Here is a 19566-nt window from a genome sequence, read left to right as displayed (position 1 = left end):
CCCTCCATGATTACAAATGATGTATCTAATCCAGCACTGGATCAACTTAAGTGGCAAGAAGAACAGATTGGTACGAATGAAGTTAATGGCCAAATGGGGCAAGCAGATTTCTTTGCACTGTTGACATCACAATTAGCAATGCAAGACCCTCTAAATCCAACAACTAATGAAGATATGATCTCACAAATGACTCAGTTTACTATGTCTGAAGGGATCAGTGACTTAGGTGATAAATTCGATCAATTCTCAGCATCTATGACATCTAATCAAGCGTTAGAAGCCTCCTCTTTAGTCGGACGTAATGTTCTGGTCAATAGTTCATTGTCGTACTCTGATGGAACAGGGATTAGTGGACAGGTTCCAATTCCGTCAGCAGCTCAAACCGTTAACATGCGAGTCTTTGATGAGTCAGGTAATTTGGTTAAATCAGAGTACTTAGGCGATAGAAGTGCAGGCATGATGGACTTTGAATGGGACGGCAGTGATGAGGATGGCAATCCTTTGCCTCCTGGCCAATATAAAGTTGAATTTAATGGTTTTGTAGCCGGTGAATCTGAAGGGTTAACGGTTTTAACATACGGAAACGTAAGCTCAGTAACACTTGGTCAAAATGGCACGGGACTTGAATTGAACCTACAAGGTTTAGGTGCAATCACATTATCAGATGTATTGGCCGTTGGTGATTAAACAGTCTCGCTGTTTCATTGTTAGATAATTTAGTTTTAATGTGATGATAAGTCACAACATTGGATAGGAGATTCCTATGTCTTTTAATATAGCGTTAAGTGGTTTGAAAGCTGCTCAGAAAGATCTGGACGTAACGGCTAATAATATATCAAACGTAAATACGTTTGGTTTTAAAGAGTCACGTGCGGAGTTTGCCGATGTATTTTCATCTTCAATTTTTTCAAATTCAAAAACGGCAAACGGTGAAGGTGTTTTAATCAACGACGTCGCTCAACAATTTACTCAGGGTAGTTTGTTGTTCACATCAAATGCATTAGACATGGCGATTTCAGGCGGTGGTTTTTTTGGTATGACCAACGACTTACTTAGTCGAGATATGACCTATACTCGTTCAGGTGCGTTTAAGTTAGACTCTGAAAACTATATTGTTAACTCCAACGGCAATTATCTACAGGGATTCCCCGTAAATGATGACGGATCAGTTCGTTCTGTCAGTTTAAGTACGACAACACCTGTACAAATTCCAGATACGGCTGGTGCGCCATCGCAAACGGCTAATATCGATATGGAATTTAATTTAAACAGTAGTGATTTGCCGTTGAACCCTTTGCAATTTGATCCCGCAGATACAGATACCTATAACTTTTCTACTTCTACCGTTATTTATGATTCATTAGGTAATAGTCGTATAGCCTCTATCTATTTTGTAAAAACGACAGATCCTACTACCGTTCAAGGTATTGCTGATGCGTCAGCGGTAAACTCAGGCACAGACGGGTTTGTTGGTGGGTTAGCTGCAATCCCTTTAGCTGAGCAAAATAATGCAAACAGTTGGGTTATGTTTACTAGTGTTACCGATGAGCTAGGTAATACTTTGCCTGTTGATTTAGAAGACAATACAATTCTAAGCGGCGGTACGGGTGTCGCTTTTGAAAGTACATCAGGCCAGCGTGGTATGTTAATGCAGTTTGATGCGGCTGGTTCTGCCGTAAGCAGTACATTCCCAGTGCCTGTTACAGAACGTTTAGGTGCTTCAACTTCACCCACATCAATAGCGCCAGCGCCAGTTGCCCCGTATTTAGGTGCTGGAGCCATTACTAATGGTGCAGATCCAGATCAATTATTTAGCATAAATATGTCTAACTTAAGTCAGTTCTCTTCAGGTTATGAAGTAACAGCGTTAAGTCAAGACGGTAAAACGGTTGGTCGTCTAACGGGTGTAACTATTGGTACAGATGGATTGATAGAAGCAAAATACTCAAATGGCGATTCAACGCCAATTACCAAAATCATGTTAGCTCGTTTTGCTAATGAACAAGGCATGACTCAGGTTGGTAATACATCTTGGACAGAAAGCCAAGCTTCAGGGCAAGCATTAGCTGGTGAAGCTGACTCAGGCACATTTGGTCAAATTCGTTCTGGTACTTTAGAGCAATCAAATACTAACTTAACAACTGAGTTAGTTGACTTGATCACCGCTCAGCGTAATTACCAAGCAAACTCACGTGCATTAGAGGTGAATTCGACAATCACCCAAACTATCTTACAAATACGATAGTTTTTTATTCACTATCTTTATTTAAGCCAGTCATAGACTGGCTTTTTTATTGGGCTTTAAAAATGACTCTAAATGGTCTCATGGCATAGGTAGGATGAGACGTAACTTAGTGAAATAGTTTTGTTAATTTGTTAGAATCCGCCGCCTTTCTAACCGGAATACTGTATTTCGGTTTCCACATTATAAATATCGTGCTAAATAAATTGGAGTTGTCATGTTTAATCTGATCACTAAAAGTGATTCAAATGTAAAAAATGACGTGTTATCGGGGATCACTGTTGCATTAGCATTAGTCCCTGAAGCCGTAGCCTTTGCTTTTGTAGCTGGTGTAGACCCTATGATTGGTCTTTACGCTGCTTTCATGATGGGGCTTATTACGTCTGCAATTGGCGGACGACCAGGAATGATCTCTGGTGCGACAGGTGCAACTGCCGTTGTTATGGTGGCATTAGTAGCTCAATACGGCATTCAATATCTATTTGCCGCTGTGATTTTGGCGGGCTTAATTCAAATTATGTTTGGAGTATTTAAGCTAGGCAAGTTCATTAGGCTCGTGCCTTACCCTGTAATGTTGGGTTTTGTTAATGGTCTTGCTATCGTTATATTCCTCGCACAAATGGGACAATTTAAGGTATTTGATACATCTGGAATACAACATTGGATGGAGGGAAGCCAAATGTATGTCATGTTAGGATTAGTTGCTTTAACTATGGCAATCATTCATTTCTTACCTAAATTAACGACAGCTATTCCATCGTCTTTAGTGGCGATATTAGCGGTAACGTTTGCTGTACATGGGTTAGATTTAGAAGCACGTACCGTTATTGATTTTGTAAGGGATATGTTACCAGAAGTTGATAAAGCCGCAGCAACGTTGGCTGGAGAGCTGCCATCGTTTAATATTCCAATGGTTCCTTTCACTCTTGAGACTTTATATATCGTATTACCAACTGCAGTTATTATTGCGTTAATTGGTTTGATTGAGTCGTTATTAACATTAACGCTAATTGATGAGTTAACTAATACTCGTGGTCGCAGTAATAAAGAATGTGTTGGTCAAGGTGTCGCTAATACAGTAAATGGCTTCTTTGGCGGCATGGGTGGTTGTGCCATGATCGGTCAGTCAATGATTAATATTAACTCAGGTGGTCGAGGTCGTTTATCAGGAATTACAGCAGCAGTAGTTTTATTAGCCTTTATTTTATTCTTAGCTCCTTGGATTGAAATGATCCCATTAGCGGCACTTGTTGGCGTTATGTTTATGGTTGTTTTAGGTACCTTTGAATGGGCTTCTTTTAAAATATTACGAGGTGCAAATAAAGAAGACGCATTTGTTCTGTTATTAGTAACTGGTGTCACAGTGGCTGCTGATTTAGCGATTGCTGTTGTGGTAGGTGTGATAGTTTCTGCGTTAGTGTTTGCTTGGAAACATGCATCTCATATATTCGCTCGTACCCATTTAGATGACGAAAATTGGAAAGTTTATGAACTTGAAGGTCCGTTATTCTTTGGCTCAGTTGGAAGTTTTAAAGAACTATTCGACGTAGAGAATGATCCACAAGATGTGGTTATTGAATTTAAGAACTCTCGTATTTGGGATAGTTCTGGTATTGATGCTATTGATGGTTTAGCCGATAAATATGAAGCCGCAGGTAAGAAGCTACATATTCGTCACATAAGTCCTGAATGTAGAGAATTATTAGTAAAAGCACAAAAATACGTTGAAATGAATATAAACGAAGACCCTCGTTATCATATAGCTACGGATAAACTTGCTTAAATAGCTTGTTAAATAGGATATGAAATGCCGCTTAATACAGCGGCATTTTTGTATCTCTTTGAATCTTTTTTTGTGGGGATGTCTCTCAATGCTCTCAATGTAAAGTCGCTGGAATTGACGTTAAGAAAGCTTGTTTAGACTATTTGAATCGTTATGCATTGGCATGTTTAAGGTAGCTATTTTCAAGATATAAAAAAACCCACAATAACGTGGGTTTTTTTGAAACAGATAGTGATTAGTTATCTAAGAAGGTTTTCAGTGGCTCTGAACGAGAAGGGTGACGTAATTTACGTAACGCTTTCGCTTCAATCTGACGAATACGTTCACGCGTTACATCAAACTGTTTACCTACTTCTTCTAATGTGTGGTCGGTATTCATATCGATACCAAAACGCATACGTAGAACTTTCGCTTCACGGGCTGTTAACCCTGATAACACGTCTCGAGTCGCATCTTGTAAACCTTCAGCTGTCGTTGTGTCGACAGGAGATGAGATAGTTGTATCTTCAATAAAGTCACCTAAATGTGAATCTTCATCATCACCAATTGGCGTTTCCATTGAGATAGGCTCTTTCGCAATCTTAAGTACTTTGCGGATCTTATCTTCTGGCATTACCATACGCTCAGCTAACTCTTCTGGAGTAGGCTCACGTCCCATTTCTTGTAACATCTGACGAGAAATACGGTTTAGTTTATTAATCGTTTCAATCATGTGTACCGGAATACGAATAGTACGTGCTTGGTCAGCAATTGAACGAGTAATAGCCTGACGTATCCACCATGTTGCATAAGTTGAGAATTTATAACCACGACGGTATTCAAACTTATCAACGGCCTTCATCAAACCAATGTTACCTTCTTGAATTAGATCCAAGAATTGTAAGCCACGGTTTGTGTATTTTTTAGCAATTGAAATTACCAAACGTAAGTTGGCTTCCACCATTTCTTTTTTAGCACGACGAGCTTTTGCTTCACCGATAGACATGCGACGATTTATGTCTTTAATCGCTTCAATGTTTAAGCGAGTTTCTTGCTCAATTTCTTTTAACTTTTGAATGCTACGACGAACTTCAGTGTTTACGTCTTGTAATCTTCTTGCTGTTACATCACCGCCAGCTTGCAATAAGTCAAACCATGATGTTTTAGTTTCGTTACCTGGGAAGATTTTAATGAAATCTTTTTTAGGTAATTTTGCATAACCACAACAATGTTTCATGATCAGGCGCTCTTGAACACGAACACGATCCATCATTTCACGCATATTACGTACTAAACGGTCAAACTGTTTAGGGATTAATTTAAATAATCTAAAGTGTTCACCTAATGCTAAGATTTTTTCTTGTGTATCAGGATGAGCACGACCTAAATGTTCAATAGAGTACGTAGATTCTTCATAAAGGCGACGCAGCTCAACAAAGTGCTCACGGGCTTCTTCTGGATCTGGACCTGTGTCAATTTCTTCTTCGTCTTCATCTGAATCTTCATTGTCACCGTCTTCGTCGGCTAATTGATCTTCAGTAAGTTCAGAACCAACGTGAGTTGCTGCTGGTGCAACGTCTTCTTCATTAGGATCTAAGAAACCAACAATGATGTCACTTAAGCGAATTTCTTCAGCTTCAAATTGATCCCATTGGTCCAATAAATAACTGATAGCTTGAGGGTATTCTGCAACAGAAGATTGAACGGTATAAATACCAGCTTCAATTCTTTTAGCGATTACAATTTCGCCTTCGCGAGTTAGTAATTCAACTGTGCCCATTTCACGCATATACATACGAACAGGGTCAGTTGTACGACCTATCTCTTTTTCAACAGTAGCAAGAGCAGCAGCAGCAGCTTCAACAACTTCGTCGTCACTGGTTTGCTCTTGCATTAATAATTCATCAGCATCTGGTGGTGTTTCACACACTTTAATGCCCATGTCGTTGATCATTTGAATAATGTCTTCGACTTGATCTGCATCGATCATATCCTGTGGAAGGTGATCGTTTACTTCGGCAAAGGTTAAGTAACCTTGCTCGCGACCTCTAAGAATAAGAAGTTTTAATTGAGACTGAGGAGTTTGCTCCATACAGATTATCTTCCACCTAGTTATTGAATATCAAAATCGGATTGCTTGTCTTAACCAAAAATCAATATGCTTTTGGCTAAAAAAGCGAACTTGTAATTATAACATTAGAATTAATTTCTGGCTATTATTTACTGGTTATTATTTATCAGAAGTAAATTAAATGAACGCCAAAAAAAGTATATAAATTATAGTGCTATTTATTTTTTTAATGCCATCAAAAGGGCACTATATTCTTTCCACTCGTCTTTATCTAATTGGTTTGTTTTACCCTTTATTTCTAGTTGCTCTAAACGTTTTTTCAAGTAGCTATCTTGTAAAAACTTAAATGTAGTAATAAATTCCGGCGCCAAATTTTCTTCAGTTATATGATGTTCCCAGGCAAATAAACGAGATAAAAACGAATACTCCTTACTCTCTCTAAACCGTTCTAACAAAACATGTGATTTAATTTCAGGTTGTTCTAAAATCGTTTTTTGAATGTTAATCAGTACATTAAATCCTGGTAAATCAGCTTCACTTAATGCCGGAATAAAAGGGACTGATTTTGCAAGTACCGGATGTTGCAGTAACATCGCAATCGCACGACGCATGGGGGTAATTTGTAATTCCGTTTGTTTTTGCCTAACTTGCGCGATTGGGGAACGATTAAATCCAACTAATTTTTCTACTTGTTTTCCAATCAATTCTGCTAGTTTAGCCATTAATGCTTCTTTGTAATAATCGCTAGGTACTAGCTCTATTAGCGGTTTAGCCGCGGATAATAGCGCGGATTTACCAGCGTCAGTAGTAATATCTAGGTCAATTAAGAAATGTTCATAGAAGTAACTCAGTAAAGGAGTTGATTGACTAATTCGTTGTTCAAATGATTCTTTACCTTCTTTTTGCACCATAGTATCTGGATCTTCACCGTCAGGTAAAAATGAAAATCTAAGGTCAATACCATCTTTCAAGTGAGGTAAGGCATTTTCTAATGCACGCCATGCTGCATCACGCCCCGCACGATCGCCGTCATAACAGCAAATTACTTGACGGGTAGCTCTAAATAACATTTGCATATGGTCAGCGGTTGTTGCGGTTCCAAGAGATGCAACTGCATAATTAATACCTTGCTGAGCCAAGGAAACCACATCCATGTAACCTTCAACAATTAATACTTTTTCAAGCTTTGGGTTTGCTATTTTGGCTTGATAAAAGCCATATAATTCACGGCCTTTATGGAACACTCGTGTTTCTGGCGAGTTAAGATATTTTGGCATAGAGTCGTCGATGACTCGGCCTCCAAAACCAACAACTCTGCCGCGTTTATCTCTAATCGGAAACATGACACGGTTACGAAAAAAGTCGTAGGTTCTGCCACTGTCATTTTGCGTAAGTACTTTTAAATCAACTAACTGTTGCTGTTGTTCTGGCGTTTTTGATAGTGACTTTAACGCTTTATCCCAGGCGTCGGGGGCATAACCAATGCCATATAATTGTGCAATTTCACCACTTAAGGAGCGCGATTTTAAGTACTCAATTACTTTAGGGGAATTTTCATCATGTTTTAATTGGTGTTGAAAAAACTTAGTGGCGGTTTCCAATAAATCGTAATCAGACAGCTTTTGCTCTCGACTGACAGATTCGTATTTTTGTGACTTGCCTTTAACATCTTCTCTTGGAATTTCAAGCGCATGCAAACGGGCTAATTCTTCAATGGCTTCTACAAACTCAAGTTGCTCATATTCCATTAAAAAACCGATAACATTGCCATGAGCTCCACATCCAAAACAATGATAAAACTGTTTGTCTGGACTTACGCTAAATGATGGTGATTTTTCATTATGGAAAGGGCAACAAGCTTGATAATTTTTGCCTGCTTTTTTTAGAGGTACTTTTGCATCAATTAGATCGACAACGTCAGTGCGTTCAATTAAATCATCGATAAATTGTTTTGGGATACGACCAGACACAAAACCTCTTATTTATTAAATGTACATTTGAATAGGGGATTATTGCAGAATCAGGTCCTGCTGAAAACAATAGAAAAACACTTACTGCAAAAACAACAAAACCGCACATTAAAAAATGTACGGTTTCGATATAAATTCTAACTTGAGTTGTCGATTAAAACTTAACTGTTAAGTTGAGCTCTTACTAATCCACTTACTTTACCCATGTCAGCACGGCCTGTAATAGTTGGTTTTAACTCAGCCATCACTTTTCCCATATCCTGCATGCTAGTCGCACCGGAATTGGTTATAGCATTCGCTATAAGTGATGTTACTTCTTCCTCACTAAGAGGTTGAGGTAAAAATTCATCAATGACCAATATTTCAGCCGCTTCCTTTTCAGCTAACTCTGTTCGACCAGCACTTTCAAATTGTGCTTGAGAATCACGACGCTGTTTAACCATTTTGGTTAAAATTGCAATCACGTCTTCATCGACCAGTTCAATTCTTTCGTCAACCTCTCTTTGCTTAATAGCCGCCATCACCATGCGAATTGTACTTAAGCGTTCTTTTGCTTTAGCACGCATTGCATCTTTTTGAGCGTCTTTAAGTTGATCTTTCAAGTTCATTGAAAAGCCTTTAGAGAGATTGAACCAATATTAGTAAAGCTTGATGCGACGAGCGTTTTCGCGTGAAACCTTTTTCAGGTGACGCTTAACTGCTGCTGCTTTCTTACGCTTACGTGCCCAAGTTGGCTTTTCGAAATGTTCGCGACGACGCACTTCTGAAAGGATACCTGCTTTTTCACATGAACGCTTGAAACGACGTAGAGCAACATCAAACGGTTCGTTCTCTTTAACTTTAATAACTGGCATTTAAAAATTCACCTCAGTATTTGGATATATGGTTAAATATTAACCAAGACTAATAAAAATAGTGCGGTATTTTAATGGCATCTAATACTAAATGTAAAGTCCTAATTTAAATACTGGAGGAATAATTAAAGAATGGGTAGAATGCCGCCAACTTAAAAGGCTTTGACGTAATTTACTCGGCTAAAAATTGGCCAGAAATGGTTTCAATTATGATTACTAATAATGAAAGGTTTACACTAAATGTTAATTTTAGGTATCGAATCTTCTTGTGATGAAACAGGTATCGCCTTGTTTGATACTAACAGAGGGCTGTTAGCACATGAAATATATAGTCAAATAGATGTACATGCTGATTATGGTGGTGTCGTTCCAGAACTGGCATCTAGAGATCATGTAAGAAAGACCATTCCTCTTATTAAGCAAGTGATGGCAGATGCAAATGTATCAAAAGACGAAATTAATGGTATTGCCTATACATCAGGTCCTGGTTTAGTTGGTGCGTTAATGGTCGGGGCTTGTATCGGTCGTTCATTGGCTTTTGCATGGGGGATTCCTGCTGTGCCTGTGCATCATATGGAAGGGCACTTATTAGCACCTATGTTAGAAGATGATACGCCAGAGTTTCCTTTTATTGCTTTGTTAGTTTCAGGTGGGCATACCCAATTAGTGGAAGTCAAAGCCATTGGTGATTATCAAATACTTGGAGAGTCAATAGATGATGCTGCAGGTGAAGCGTTTGATAAAACCGCTAAGTTATTAGGTTTAGATTACCCAGGCGGTCCTATGTTGGCTAAATTAGCTGAATCAGGTACTCCAGGTGTTTATAAATTCCCAAGACCGATGACTGATAGACCAGGCTTAGATTTTTCATTTAGTGGATTAAAGACCGCAGCGGCAAATGTGATTCGCTCAGAAGGCATTGTTTTAGCGGGTAGTAAATCTACTCAAAATGAGAATGCGCCAGAGAATGTTGACCAAATAAAAGCAGACATAGCCTATGCGTTTCAGGAAGCCGTTGTGGATACCATAGCTATCAAGTGTAGGAGAGCCGTTGAACAAACGGGCATTAAAACCTTAGTGATCGCTGGAGGTGTCAGTGCCAATACTGAACTTCGTAGTAAATTAGCTAATCTAATGAAAAAGCACAAAGGACAAGTTTATTACCCTCGTCATGAGTTTTGCACTGATAATGGCGCTATGATTGCTTATGCGGGTGCACAAAGGCTTAAAAAATACGGTAATAATGAATTATTAATTAAAGCTCGACCAAGATGGTCTATAGAAGAGTTACCTGCCATTTAAACTTTACGGCATTTACTAATTACGCTTAGTTTTAGGTTCAGTTCCATCTAATAACCTAAGTACATTTGGCATATGCCGTAAAACAATCAGACAAGCAATCATACTAACAGGTAAAACATATTTATCAGCTATATATAGTGTTACTAGCGGGGATATGCCTACAGAAATAATGGCGGCAATGGATGAATAGCCGGTTTTTCTAAACACTAAATACCAAATGCATAAAAGACTTATCCCTAGTGTGATCCCTACAGGTAATAAACAGCCAAACCCAGTTGCCACGGCTTTTCCACCTTGAAACTTAAAAAACACCGGGAACATATGGCCAAGACAGCAGGCTAAACCTGCAAACCCAATTTCTGTCGGGGTTAAGCCAATATAGTAACTTCCCCAAGTTGCAATTATCCCCTTTAATACATCAAAAAACAAAACGGCAATCGCCACCGTTTTCCCAGCCATGCGATAGACATTTGTCGCCCCAGGATTATTAGAGCCTACGGTCCTAGGGTCTGGCAAATTTTGCAATTTGCTAAAAATAATTGCGGAATTAATCGAGCCTAATAAATAGGAAATAATTAATACCAACAAAAAGTCTAACTGCATCAGTTTCTCATTTTAGTTTTTTGGGATAGAATTCGCGCTCTTTGTGATAACGCCAATATAAATAGTAAATTATATAGGTATTTGCGCCTAACTAGGCATCACTATAACGAGTTAGTGGCCAATATGGTATCCGACCACAATCGTTAACTCAATCAGATCTAATTCAGGAATATTAAATGGTTCACGATATAGTTTTTATAGAAGCGCTTAAAGTAGATACGGTCATTGGCGTTTATGATTGGGAAAAGACCATCCAACAAACGTTACAATTTGATATCGAAATGCGAACCGATATTAAAGCTGCTGCGCAAATTGATGATTTATCAAAAACCGTTGATTATTCAGAAGTTGCGGCCGACGTTGTAGAGTTAGCAAAACAAAATCAAGCGGAATTAATTGAAACCGTAGCTGAAAAAGTAGCACAGCTCATTTTGGCTGATTACCATGTTAGTAGTGTTAAAGTGTCACTTCGTAAATTAGGTGCTGTGGCCAATACTGCGAGTGTTGGTGTCATAATTGAACGTGCCAATACGTTAAATTAATAATCCTAAAATATTAAAATAAGGAAGGTATATTGTGGGATTAATCGAAATCATTGTTTTGTCAATATTGCAGGGGCTGACTGAGTTTTTACCAATATCAAGTTCTGCACATTTAATTTTACCATCACAAATACTAGGTTGGGACGATCAAGGTTTAGCGTTTGATGTTGCCGTTCATGCGGGAAGTTTGTTTGCCGTTGTACTGTATTTTCGTCAAGAAGTAGGACGTATGGCCGTAAGTTGGTTTGCTTCTTTGTTTGGCAAACATGACTCTGAAAGTAAATTGGCGTGGTTGATTATTTTAGGCACGATACCAGCTGGATTAGCGGGTTTTATATTTAAAGACTTCATTGAAGGGAATTTAAGAACCGCAACCGTCATAGCCGTTACAACTATTTTATTTGGTTTATTATTATGGTGGGCTGATAAATATGGCAAACAAACTAAAGGTGAATATCAAGTCTCAATTAAGGAAGTACTAGTAATAGGTTTTGCCCAAATGTTAGCACTGATTCCAGGTACCTCTCGAAGTGGTATTACTATTACTGCAGGTTTGATGATGGGGTTAACGGCAAAAGCGGCAGCACGATTTTCATTCTTATTATCCATCCCATTAATATTTGCAGCCGGTGGATATCAAACTATTAAATTAAGCCAACAAGTTATGCCTGTGGATTGGACGGCTATTGGGTTAGGTACGGTACTCTCTTTTATTAGTGCATATGCATGTATACATTATTTTTTAATCTTAGTTGAAAAAGTAGGCATGTTACCTTTTGTGATTTATCGCTTATTATTGGGTGGTATATTAATCGCTTTTTTTATCTAATTTAAGAAATGAAACAGTACAGAGTTAACCTTCTGTACTGTCCTTTGTTTTTACCAATGTCAATATGCGTTGGATTTTATCTATTCTTCGCTTTGATAATTCAGTTCTGATCTCTGCACCACTAAACCCAGATTTAATAATGTCTTGCACCGCTACTTCGTTTGCCGTTTCTAGTAAATCTAAAACGAATTGGCTTTGAGGGTATGCTTTGTTTTCAAATCCAGCTCGTCCTTGTAAATCGGCTTTGCAGGCGAGTAAAAATTGATTAAATCGTTCTGGTTTGCGCCACGCATCTGTTTTATCAAAAAGACTTAAAACGGTATTAGCGTTTAAATCGAATATTCGATGAACATGAGTATGGAATTCACAAGTAATAGCCGCTAACTCTTTAAAACTATTAGGTACTTTTAGTCTAAGACACACTTGGTTTACTAATGTCACGCCTGTTTTTTCGTGGCCATGATGGTGCGGTAGATTGTCTTTGGGGCTTAACCCTTTACCTAAATCATGACATAACGCAGCAAACCGAATTTCATCAGATGTTGTCAACAAACACGCTTGTTTTAATACCATCATAGTATGAACACCCGTATCTATTTCTGGATGCCATTTGGCAGGGTTTGGTACGCCCCACAAAGCGTCTAACTCAGGTATGAGTACCGCTAATGCTCCAACCTCATGTAAGACTTCAAAAAACACATGGGCAGACTGTTCGCCAAGGGATAATTGCATTTCTTGCCATATTCGTTCAGGTGTTAATGCTAATAATTCTCCTGAATCCGCAATTTTAGCCATTAACGCCAAAGTTTCTTCGGCAATCGTAAAACCTAAATGATGGTAACGTGCCGCAAAACGGGCGACTCGTAATACCCTGAGTGGGTCTTCACTAAATGCATCAGAGACATGACGTAAAATTTTATTGTTTAGATCTGATTGGCCATTATAAGGGTCAATGATGTTATGGTCAGAGTCCATAGCCATGGCATTAATAGTAAGATCTCGGCGCAACAAGTCTTGTTCAACGGTGATATCTGTCGAAAATTCACAAACGAAGCCGGTATATCCGCTACCTGCTTTTTTTTCAGTACGTGCTAACGCATATTCTTGGTGAGTAACAGGATGCAAAAATACGGGGAAAGATTTACCGACCTGTTGATAACCTAATTCAAGCATATTTTCGATGGTTGCACCGGTAACTAACCAATCTTTATCTTTAATGGGGTAGTCTAAAAGCGTGTCTCTTACCGCACCGCCGACGAGATATATTTGCACTGAAAAAACCTTAACCTAACTTTTACTTATTCCGCTAGTATATTCTGTTATTATCCGAAAGTCGCTAATGTAGCGAGTTGTCATTAACTTATAATAGATAAACCGGTAATTTGAAGCAGCCATATGTACCTAGAGTATTTTCAATTAAAACAAGAGCCGTTTAATATAGCCCCTAATCCAAATTTGATGTATCCAAGTAGCCGGCATAAAGAGGCCATAGGTTATTTACGTTATGGCCTGCGTGGTAACGGTGGTTTTGTGATGTTAACGGGGGAAGTTGGTACCGGTAAAACCATGGTTAGCCGAGCTGTATTAGGCGATTTACCTGATAGCTTTAATGTGGCATATATTCTTAACCCTTCTTTGAATAACATCCAGTTATTACAAACCGTATGTGACTCATTTGAGATCTTAATTACAGATAAAAATGACCACAAAGCATTATCGGATGCATTGCAAAATTTTCTTATAGAACAAGACAAATTAGGTCAGTCGAGCTTATTGGTTATTGACGAAGCGCAACATTTATCAGCAGAGGCATTAGAACAATTACGTTTGTTTACTAACTTAGAAACGAATGACAAAAAGTTACTGCAGATCATTTTGATTGGCCAACCTGAATTACAAGAAAAACTGAATACTCGAGAACTTCGCCAACTTGCTCAACGTATTACAGCGAGATATCACTTATTACCGTTAACGAAAGATGAAACCTTTGAATATATCAATCATCGAGTGATTGCGGTTGGCGGTAATCGACCTTTATTTGATAAAAAAGCCATGACCACCATTTTTCAACAAGCTAAAGGCACACCAAGATTAATCAATTTATTGGCAGACCGAGCCTTGATGGGCGCTTATGCTCAAGGTCGTTCTTTTGTGGATAATAAAATGGCTAAACAAGCGGCATATGAAGTTTTGGGTAGTAATTTAGGTTCTGACGTCAGTCATAAAACGCTCAAAGTGGCGGTGTTATCTATTATTGCAGTGACCGCGCTAATCACCGTAATAACCCGTAATTTTTTCACGCAATGATAATGGATTACTTGAAATGAGTTTGTTATATCAAGCCTTATTGAAAAACAGTCAGAACCAATCTTCAACCAATAATACGTCGGATATGAGTGAAGATAATTCAATTCCAAAATCAGTCGCGACTAAACAAAATTATTCTGCGCTGTTAACAAGTCAAAGTAACGTGGATAATGACCAAACCAATGCTTTTACTACCAATCGTTTTACTAACATAGCCCAAGGTTATCCAAATAATGCTTCATCAGTGCCTTGGTTGGTATGGATTTTTATTGCTAGCTTATTGCTCGTAGTCGGATTATTAGCGGGTTATATTTATGGGAATGCGAGTTTGTTAGGGCAGAGTGAGTCTAATTACAAACTGGCCGCAATCGATACGCAAGTTAACAACTCGCAAATGTCTCCTCTTTTGTCAATATCTTCAATGCAGAAGCCTGAGCAAGTAAAACCTAATGAAGTTTTACCTTCTAAAAAAAATGATGAGCCACCAATAACTAATAAGTCATTAGCCTTGTCAGGGGATGGAGCCGAAGCATTACCAGAACAAATAACACAAACTCAAAATAAGAGTGATGAGATCAACGTTACCGACGATAAAACAATTGAAATAGCATTGGATGCACAAGGTCAGGTGGTGTCTAAAGTAAGTACAAGCAAAGAAGATAAGGTACCTAGTGCTCAAACGACAGAAGACATACAAACGCGAACCGATTCAAACGTTAATATGGTCATCGATAGCGACAACGACAACAGTGAAACGGACAATCAAATGGCGTTAAGCGAGGTATCGGACAAAATTAAAGCGTCTTTTGCTGAGGCGATAAAAGCGACCGAAAAAAGCCCAACTCAAGACGAAAATTTTCAAGTTAACTTATATTCGAATGATGACTTATTAATGCTTGAAGATCTCACCGTTTATCAATCTAAAACATTACCTGATTTGATATATCAAATGCATATTTTTGCGTCGGATGCGAGCGAACGTTGGGTTAGGATTAATGGTAAAACATTATACGAAGGGCAAACACTACAAGCCGGATTAACCTTGTTAGAGATTAAACAAGACTTGATCGTATGGCGTCATAATAATATGAAAATAGGCCAAGTTGCATTAGTTGATTTTGTAAAAAATTAATTAGGGTGAATTGGTCTATTTATAGATAACGTTCTACCAGATCTGAGAATGTATCTTTCGCGTAAAAATCAATAATCTCATCTGTTTCTTTGTTTTTACTCAGTGATAATGTAGCCACATTAATGTGTTGGTGTAATCGATTGTCATAGATGAGTTTTATGTCTGGTTTAACGGTTGAGCCATGATGGCCCAAAACAATACCAACCCGGCCACTTTTTAGTAACACTAATGATCCAGGAGGGTAAATACCAATACACTTAATGATCTGTTGCAAGATTTCAAAATCAAACTGTTTTTCCATTTTTAACAAAGTTTGATAGGCCTGTATCGCAGTCGGATATTTACCTTTAATTGGCGTATGCATTAAACGGTCAAACTCATCAATAATGGTAAAAATACGAATGGCGTCATTAATATCGGTTAACTTTTGTCCTGTGGGGTAACCCGACCCATCTAATCTTTCATGATGCATCCGAATGACTTCTATCGTTTCTTTAGCCAAGCCTCCAATCTGACGAGCGATGTTAATACCATTCTCAACATGAGCTGGACTAATAAAGTTATCTTGTTCTCTGGTTGTTTGATTGATTGTGAGTCGGTTGGGTTGTTGAATACTTTGTTTCATATGCAATTTACCAATATCGTGCAGCAATGCACCCACAATCCAATCTTGGATTAAATCAGATGGCCATTTCATTACTCTAAACGTATTACAGTAATAAGCCGCCGTTCGTATAGCGTGGCCTAATTGATAATCTTCAAATGTCATTGCTCTTACAATGCATAAAAGCGCTGAAGGGTTTCGGTAGCCCGATGCAATAAATGTCATCGTTGCTAAATAAAAAGGACTGACATCAAAGATGTCTTTTTCTCGTATTTGGCTAAATGCCTTTTGTAGGTGCGTAATTAACTTCTCTATCGCTAATTTAGCTCTGGGAAGTTCATCCTCAAAGGGAACATCATTAAATTCTGATTTAACCGCGAGTTCATGGTTGGATAATCCTTTGGTTAATTGTTTTTCTGTATCAACAATGACTTCAACGACACCTTTAGCGACCAGTTCATGGATGATAGTGTTATCGGAAATCCAGCCAGGGGATGACACCTTTATTTGGCCCATTTGTTGCGAAATTTCAGCAACATATTGACCTATTTTTAATCGTGTTATTGGGCACTTCACAAGTGTTGGCATTCGGTAACTTCAGTGTTTGATGATATTAAAATGAATTGATGGTCTATGTGTACTTAACAATGACTAGAGTAAACCCGCTTAGTTCAACAAAACTTGTTTGAAAAAACGTAACATATCTATCTTAAAATCTTCTGGTTTAACGCTACGTTCTATTTCATCGGTCACCTTTGCACTAGCAAGATCAATGATTCTAGGTTCAATGTGACTTTTATTGTTAACGCTATAAAAAATATTAACCACCGGTGATAATGGGTTTTGTTTATTAGATTTAATAACAATGCCTAACTTGTTGCTTTTCATTTGTACCAACGTGCCAACAGGGTGAAGCCCCATGCATTTTATAAACTCAGCAACAAGAGATGTATCGAGTTTAGTGCCAGCTTGTTTTTGTAATTCTTTATAAGCGTTAATGGGGGTTTTTGCTTTTTGATAACTACGTTGAGCCGTAATTGCGTCATAACTATCAACAATTGCAATCATTCTTGAATATTGATTTAGTTGCTCATTTGAGAGTTGATTTGGGTAACCTGAACCGTCTAATCTTTCATGGTGTGTCGCAACTAGATCTAAGCTTATTTGATTCAAACGTTTGGATTTACTTAGCACATTTACACCAAGCGGAACGTGCATTTGGATTTTCTCTATTTCAGCATCAGTTAGCGCAGAGGACTTGGTTAATATTTTATCATTGAGCGATATCATTCCTAAATCTAACAACATAGCGCCAGTGGTTAAACTTTGAATGATGTCCTTGTCTATACCTAAATGTTTGGCAAAGATAGTCATTAAAATTGCAACGTTAATCGAATGTTCCATTAAATATTGATCTTTATCTCGCATTCGAGTCACGCAGGCTAGGGCATCTTGATTTCTAAATACAGAGTCAATTAAATTGTCGGCAAGAGCATGATGTTGTTCAACATCAAGGGTGTAACCTGACTTAAAGTGACTAAATGCGCTATTTTGAATACCTTTTGCTTGTAGATATAAGTTCGATGCCGTATTGATCTCCTGCTCAAAACTAACGGATTTCACTGTTGCTTCTTGGTTGATCTTTTCGGTTTTTTTATTTGGGGTTGAAGGCTGTTTGATTTTACTTTTGGATAAATCAACTAATACAGCCGTAACCCCTTGTTTTGCCAAAGCTGAAATGGCGGTTTGTGATCTCACTAATCCTTGAGTCTTGATCTTTAATTTACCAATTTGTTTTACCACTTCGGCAACGTACATACCCGGTACAAGCTGCTCAATAAGATATTCTTGTTTCATAGATTCAAGGCGATTCTCGATTGTATTTGATGTAGCTAAACTAGCAGAACACCCTATGTTGGTACAAATTAATCTGCTAATAAATATTTTTGTCGAGCATTTTAGCGTTATCAATTTACCTTAGGCTAGATTAGCCCTATAATACGCGGCTAATTTTTAACTCAACTAGAGAATTATTAATCAGTGTCTAAACCAATCCAAGCAATTCGTGGAATGAACGACTGTTTACCAGTGGAAACTGCTCAGTGGCAGCAAGTTGAATCTGTGATCCGTCAAACCGTAGCCAGTTATGGATATTCAGAAATTCGTTTTCCAATCGTAGAATTTACCGAATTATTCAAACGTTCAGTTGGTGAAGTAACAGATATCGTTGAGAAAGAAATGTACACTTTTGACGACCGTAATGGCGATTCTTTATCTTTACGTCCAGAAGGTACGGCTGTTTGTGTTAGAGCTGCAAATCAAGGTGCCTTGTTATATAACCAACAGCAGCGACTGTGGTATACCGGACCAATGTTCCGACATGAACGCCCTCAAAAAGGCCGTTACCGTCAATTCCACCAGTTTGGCGTTGAGTCATATGGTTTCGCTGGTGCCGATATGGACGCAGAGGTGATTTTATTATCAGCTCGTCTGTGGAAAACGTTTAACATTACAGAACATTTAACACTTGAAATTAACTCTTTGGGTTCAAATGAGTCGCGTGCAGATTACAGCGCTGCATTAGTTGAATATCTGTCAGCGCACGAAGATAAGTTAGATGATGATTCAAAACGTAGATTGACGACTAATCCGTTACGTATTTTGGATAGTAAAAATCAAGATGTTCAGAACTTATTAGAGGCGGCGCCAAAATTATCAGATTACTTAGATGAAGAGTCCGTCGAACATTTTAAACAATTACGATTACGATTAGATGCTGCTGGTATTGAATATGTAGTAAACGAACGTTTAGTTCGTGGTTTAGATTATTACAACAGAACCGTATTTGAGTGGGTAACTACAAGCTTAGGTTCTCAAGGGACCGTATTAGCTGGTGGACGTTATGATGGATTAGTTGAACAACTAGGTGGTAAACCTACTCCAGCGGTTGGTTTTGCTATGGGGATTGAACGATTAGTCCTGTTGTTACAAACCTTAGAAATTTTAAAGGAACCAACCTCAACGGCTGATGTCTATATGGTCGCTGCAGGGACGGATGCAGAAATAAAAGCGGTTGAAATAGCAGAACATTTAAGACAAGCTGCACCGCATGTAAGAGTCGTTAACCACTGTGGTGGCGGTAACTTTAAGAAACAAATGAAACGTGCTGACAAGGTAGGTGCATCAATTGCTCTTATCTTGGGAGACGAAGAAATTACAAACCAACAAATTACCATAAAAAACTTACGTGAAAATGTAGAACAAGAAGTAGTTAGTTGGACTGAATTGGAAGGCCGTATTAATACGATCTTTGCTTAAATTGATATTTGCAGGAATTTTCCCCTGCTG

At 38.3% G+C, this 19566-nt stretch carries 17 protein-coding genes; 9 read left to right on the top strand and 8 right to left on the bottom strand.

Annotation, left to right across the window (positions count from 1 at the left end; all coding sequences use genetic code 11):
* Positions 1-6 precede the first annotated feature (6 nt).
* The 3 genes from KO505_RS07885 to KO505_RS07875 all read left to right on the top strand — a co-directional run bounded on the left by KO505_RS07885 (position 7) and on the right by KO505_RS07875 (position 4025).
* On the top strand, positions 7-687 hold the full coding sequence (locus tag KO505_RS07885; protein ID WP_216054900.1) for a flagellar hook assembly protein FlgD: 681 nt from the start codon (positions 7-9) through the stop codon (positions 685-687).
* A gap of 76 nt (positions 688-763) precedes the next feature.
* Entirely contained in the window at positions 764-2245 is a 1482-nt protein-coding gene (flgE, locus tag KO505_RS07880; RefSeq protein ID WP_216054899.1) for a flagellar hook protein FlgE, read from the top strand.
* A 214-nt stretch (positions 2246-2459) separates the two neighbouring features.
* Positions 2460-4025: a SulP family inorganic anion transporter gene (locus KO505_RS07875; protein WP_216054898.1), complete on the top strand. Its 1566-nt coding sequence runs from the start codon at positions 2460-2462 to the stop codon at positions 4023-4025.
* 235 nt (positions 4026-4260) lie between these two features.
* Here KO505_RS07875 and rpoD read toward each other — a convergent pair whose 3' ends face one another.
* The 4 genes from rpoD to rpsU form a co-directional block, all read right to left on the bottom strand.
* Positions 4261-6096 (bottom strand): RNA polymerase sigma factor RpoD, encoded by a 1836-nt coding sequence (rpoD, locus tag KO505_RS07870; RefSeq protein WP_216054897.1) that lies wholly within the window; start codon positions 6094-6096, stop codon positions 4261-4263.
* Between the two features lie 197 nt (positions 6097-6293).
* Complete coding sequence (gene dnaG, locus KO505_RS07865) at positions 6294-8045, bottom strand: DNA primase (RefSeq protein ID WP_216054896.1); 1752 nt, start codon at positions 8043-8045, stop codon at positions 6294-6296.
* Positions 8046-8206: 161 nt separating this feature from the next.
* Positions 8207-8653 carry a GatB/YqeY domain-containing protein gene (locus KO505_RS07860; protein ID WP_216054895.1) on the bottom strand — a complete coding sequence of 149 codons (447 nt, stop codon included), beginning with the start codon at positions 8651-8653 and terminating at the stop codon, positions 8207-8209.
* Positions 8654-8683: 30 nt separating this feature from the next.
* Positions 8684-8899, bottom strand: coding sequence for a 30S ribosomal protein S21 (gene rpsU, locus KO505_RS07855; protein WP_105053374.1), 216 nt, complete (start codon positions 8897-8899; stop codon positions 8684-8686).
* A gap of 240 nt (positions 8900-9139) precedes the next feature.
* On the opposite strand from rpsU, the gene tsaD reads away from it, so the two are divergent.
* Entirely contained in the window at positions 9140-10201 is a 1062-nt protein-coding gene (gene tsaD / locus KO505_RS07850) for a tRNA (adenosine(37)-N6)-threonylcarbamoyltransferase complex transferase subunit TsaD (protein WP_216054894.1), read from the top strand.
* A 15-nt stretch (positions 10202-10216) separates the two neighbouring features.
* Here the strand turns inward: tsaD and plsY are convergent, their stop codons facing one another.
* On the bottom strand, positions 10217-10804 hold the full coding sequence (gene plsY, locus KO505_RS07845) for a glycerol-3-phosphate 1-O-acyltransferase PlsY (protein ID WP_216054893.1): 588 nt from the start codon (positions 10802-10804) through the stop codon (positions 10217-10219).
* A 176-nt stretch (positions 10805-10980) separates the two neighbouring features.
* Between plsY and folB the strand changes: the two genes are divergently transcribed.
* Positions 10981-11346: a dihydroneopterin aldolase gene (folB, locus tag KO505_RS07840; RefSeq protein ID WP_216054892.1), complete on the top strand. Its 366-nt coding sequence runs from the start codon at positions 10981-10983 to the stop codon at positions 11344-11346.
* Positions 11347-11380: 34 nt separating this feature from the next.
* Entirely contained in the window at positions 11381-12175 is a 795-nt protein-coding gene (locus KO505_RS07835; RefSeq protein ID WP_216054891.1) for an undecaprenyl-diphosphate phosphatase, read from the top strand.
* Between the two features lie 24 nt (positions 12176-12199).
* On the opposite strand, the gene KO505_RS07830 is transcribed toward KO505_RS07835, so the two are convergent.
* Positions 12200-13447, bottom strand: a complete 1248-nt coding sequence (locus KO505_RS07830) for a multifunctional CCA addition/repair protein (RefSeq protein WP_216054890.1) — start codon at positions 13445-13447, stop codon at positions 12200-12202.
* 123 nt (positions 13448-13570) lie between these two features.
* Here KO505_RS07830 and KO505_RS07825 point away from each other — a divergent pair, with 123 nt between their 5' ends.
* Together KO505_RS07825 and KO505_RS07820 are read left to right on the top strand one after the other, a co-directional pair.
* Positions 13571-14482, top strand: a complete 912-nt coding sequence (locus tag KO505_RS07825) for an ExeA family protein (RefSeq protein WP_216054889.1) — start codon at positions 13571-13573, stop codon at positions 14480-14482.
* 16 nt (positions 14483-14498) lie between these two features.
* A complete protein-coding gene (locus KO505_RS07820; protein WP_216054888.1) occupies positions 14499-15614 on the top strand; it encodes a general secretion pathway protein GspB in 1116 nt (371 codons plus the stop codon).
* Positions 15615-15633: 19 nt separating this feature from the next.
* Here KO505_RS07820 and KO505_RS07815 read toward each other — a convergent pair whose 3' ends face one another.
* Both KO505_RS07815 and KO505_RS07810 read right to left on the bottom strand, forming a co-directional pair.
* A complete protein-coding gene (locus KO505_RS07815) occupies positions 15634-16806 on the bottom strand; it encodes an HD-GYP domain-containing protein (protein ID WP_216054887.1) in 1173 nt (390 codons plus the stop codon).
* Between the two features lie 78 nt (positions 16807-16884).
* The gene (locus KO505_RS07810) at positions 16885-18075 is read right to left on the bottom strand and encodes an HD-GYP domain-containing protein (RefSeq protein ID WP_216054886.1); all 1191 of its coding nucleotides are present in this window, start codon (positions 18073-18075) and stop codon (positions 16885-16887) included.
* Positions 18076-18258: 183 nt separating this feature from the next.
* On the opposite strand from KO505_RS07810, the gene hisS reads away from it, so the two are divergent.
* Positions 18259-19536 carry a histidine--tRNA ligase gene (gene hisS / locus KO505_RS07805; RefSeq protein WP_216054885.1) on the top strand — a complete coding sequence of 426 codons (1278 nt, stop codon included), beginning with the start codon at positions 18259-18261 and terminating at the stop codon, positions 19534-19536.
* Positions 19537-19566: the final 30 nt, after the last annotated feature.

The sequence above is a fragment of the Psychrosphaera sp. F3M07 genome, from assembly GCF_018860345.1.
GTDB classification, from domain to species: Bacteria; Pseudomonadota; Gammaproteobacteria; order Enterobacterales; family Alteromonadaceae; genus Psychrosphaera; species Psychrosphaera aquimarina.
The sequence above is the reverse complement of the archived record's forward strand: the minus strand, read 5'-3'. Positions and strand labels throughout refer to the sequence as shown.

Coding starts and splice junctions, on each gene's coding strand:
- rpsU (WP_105053374.1), bottom strand. CDS start 8,899: ATGCCAGTTATTAAAGTTAAAGAGAACGAACCGTTTGATGTTGCTCTA.
- KO505_RS07810 (WP_216054886.1), bottom strand. CDS start 18,075: ATGAAACAAGAATATCTTATTGAGCAGCTTGTACCGGGTATGTACGTT.
- KO505_RS07875 (WP_216054898.1), top strand. CDS start 2,460: ATGTTTAATCTGATCACTAAAAGTGATTCAAATGTAAAAAATGACGTG.
- KO505_RS07815 (WP_216054887.1), bottom strand. CDS start 16,806: ATGCCAACACTTGTGAAGTGCCCAATAACACGATTAAAAATAGGTCAA.
- plsY (WP_216054893.1), bottom strand. CDS start 10,804: ATGCAGTTAGACTTTTTGTTGGTATTAATTATTTCCTATTTATTAGGC.
- folB (WP_216054892.1), top strand. CDS start 10,981: ATGGTTCACGATATAGTTTTTATAGAAGCGCTTAAAGTAGATACGGTC.
- tsaD (WP_216054894.1), top strand. CDS start 9,140: ATGTTAATTTTAGGTATCGAATCTTCTTGTGATGAAACAGGTATCGCC.
- KO505_RS07885 (WP_216054900.1), top strand. CDS start 7: ATGATTACAAATGATGTATCTAATCCAGCACTGGATCAACTTAAGTGG.
- KO505_RS07825 (WP_216054889.1), top strand. CDS start 13,571: ATGTACCTAGAGTATTTTCAATTAAAACAAGAGCCGTTTAATATAGCC.
- rpoD (WP_216054897.1), bottom strand. CDS start 6,096: ATGGAGCAAACTCCTCAGTCTCAATTAAAACTTCTTATTCTTAGAGGT.
- KO505_RS07820 (WP_216054888.1), top strand. CDS start 14,499: ATGAGTTTGTTATATCAAGCCTTATTGAAAAACAGTCAGAACCAATCT.
- KO505_RS07860 (WP_216054895.1), bottom strand. CDS start 8,653: ATGAACTTGAAAGATCAACTTAAAGACGCTCAAAAAGATGCAATGCGT.
- flgE (WP_216054899.1), top strand. CDS start 764: ATGTCTTTTAATATAGCGTTAAGTGGTTTGAAAGCTGCTCAGAAAGAT.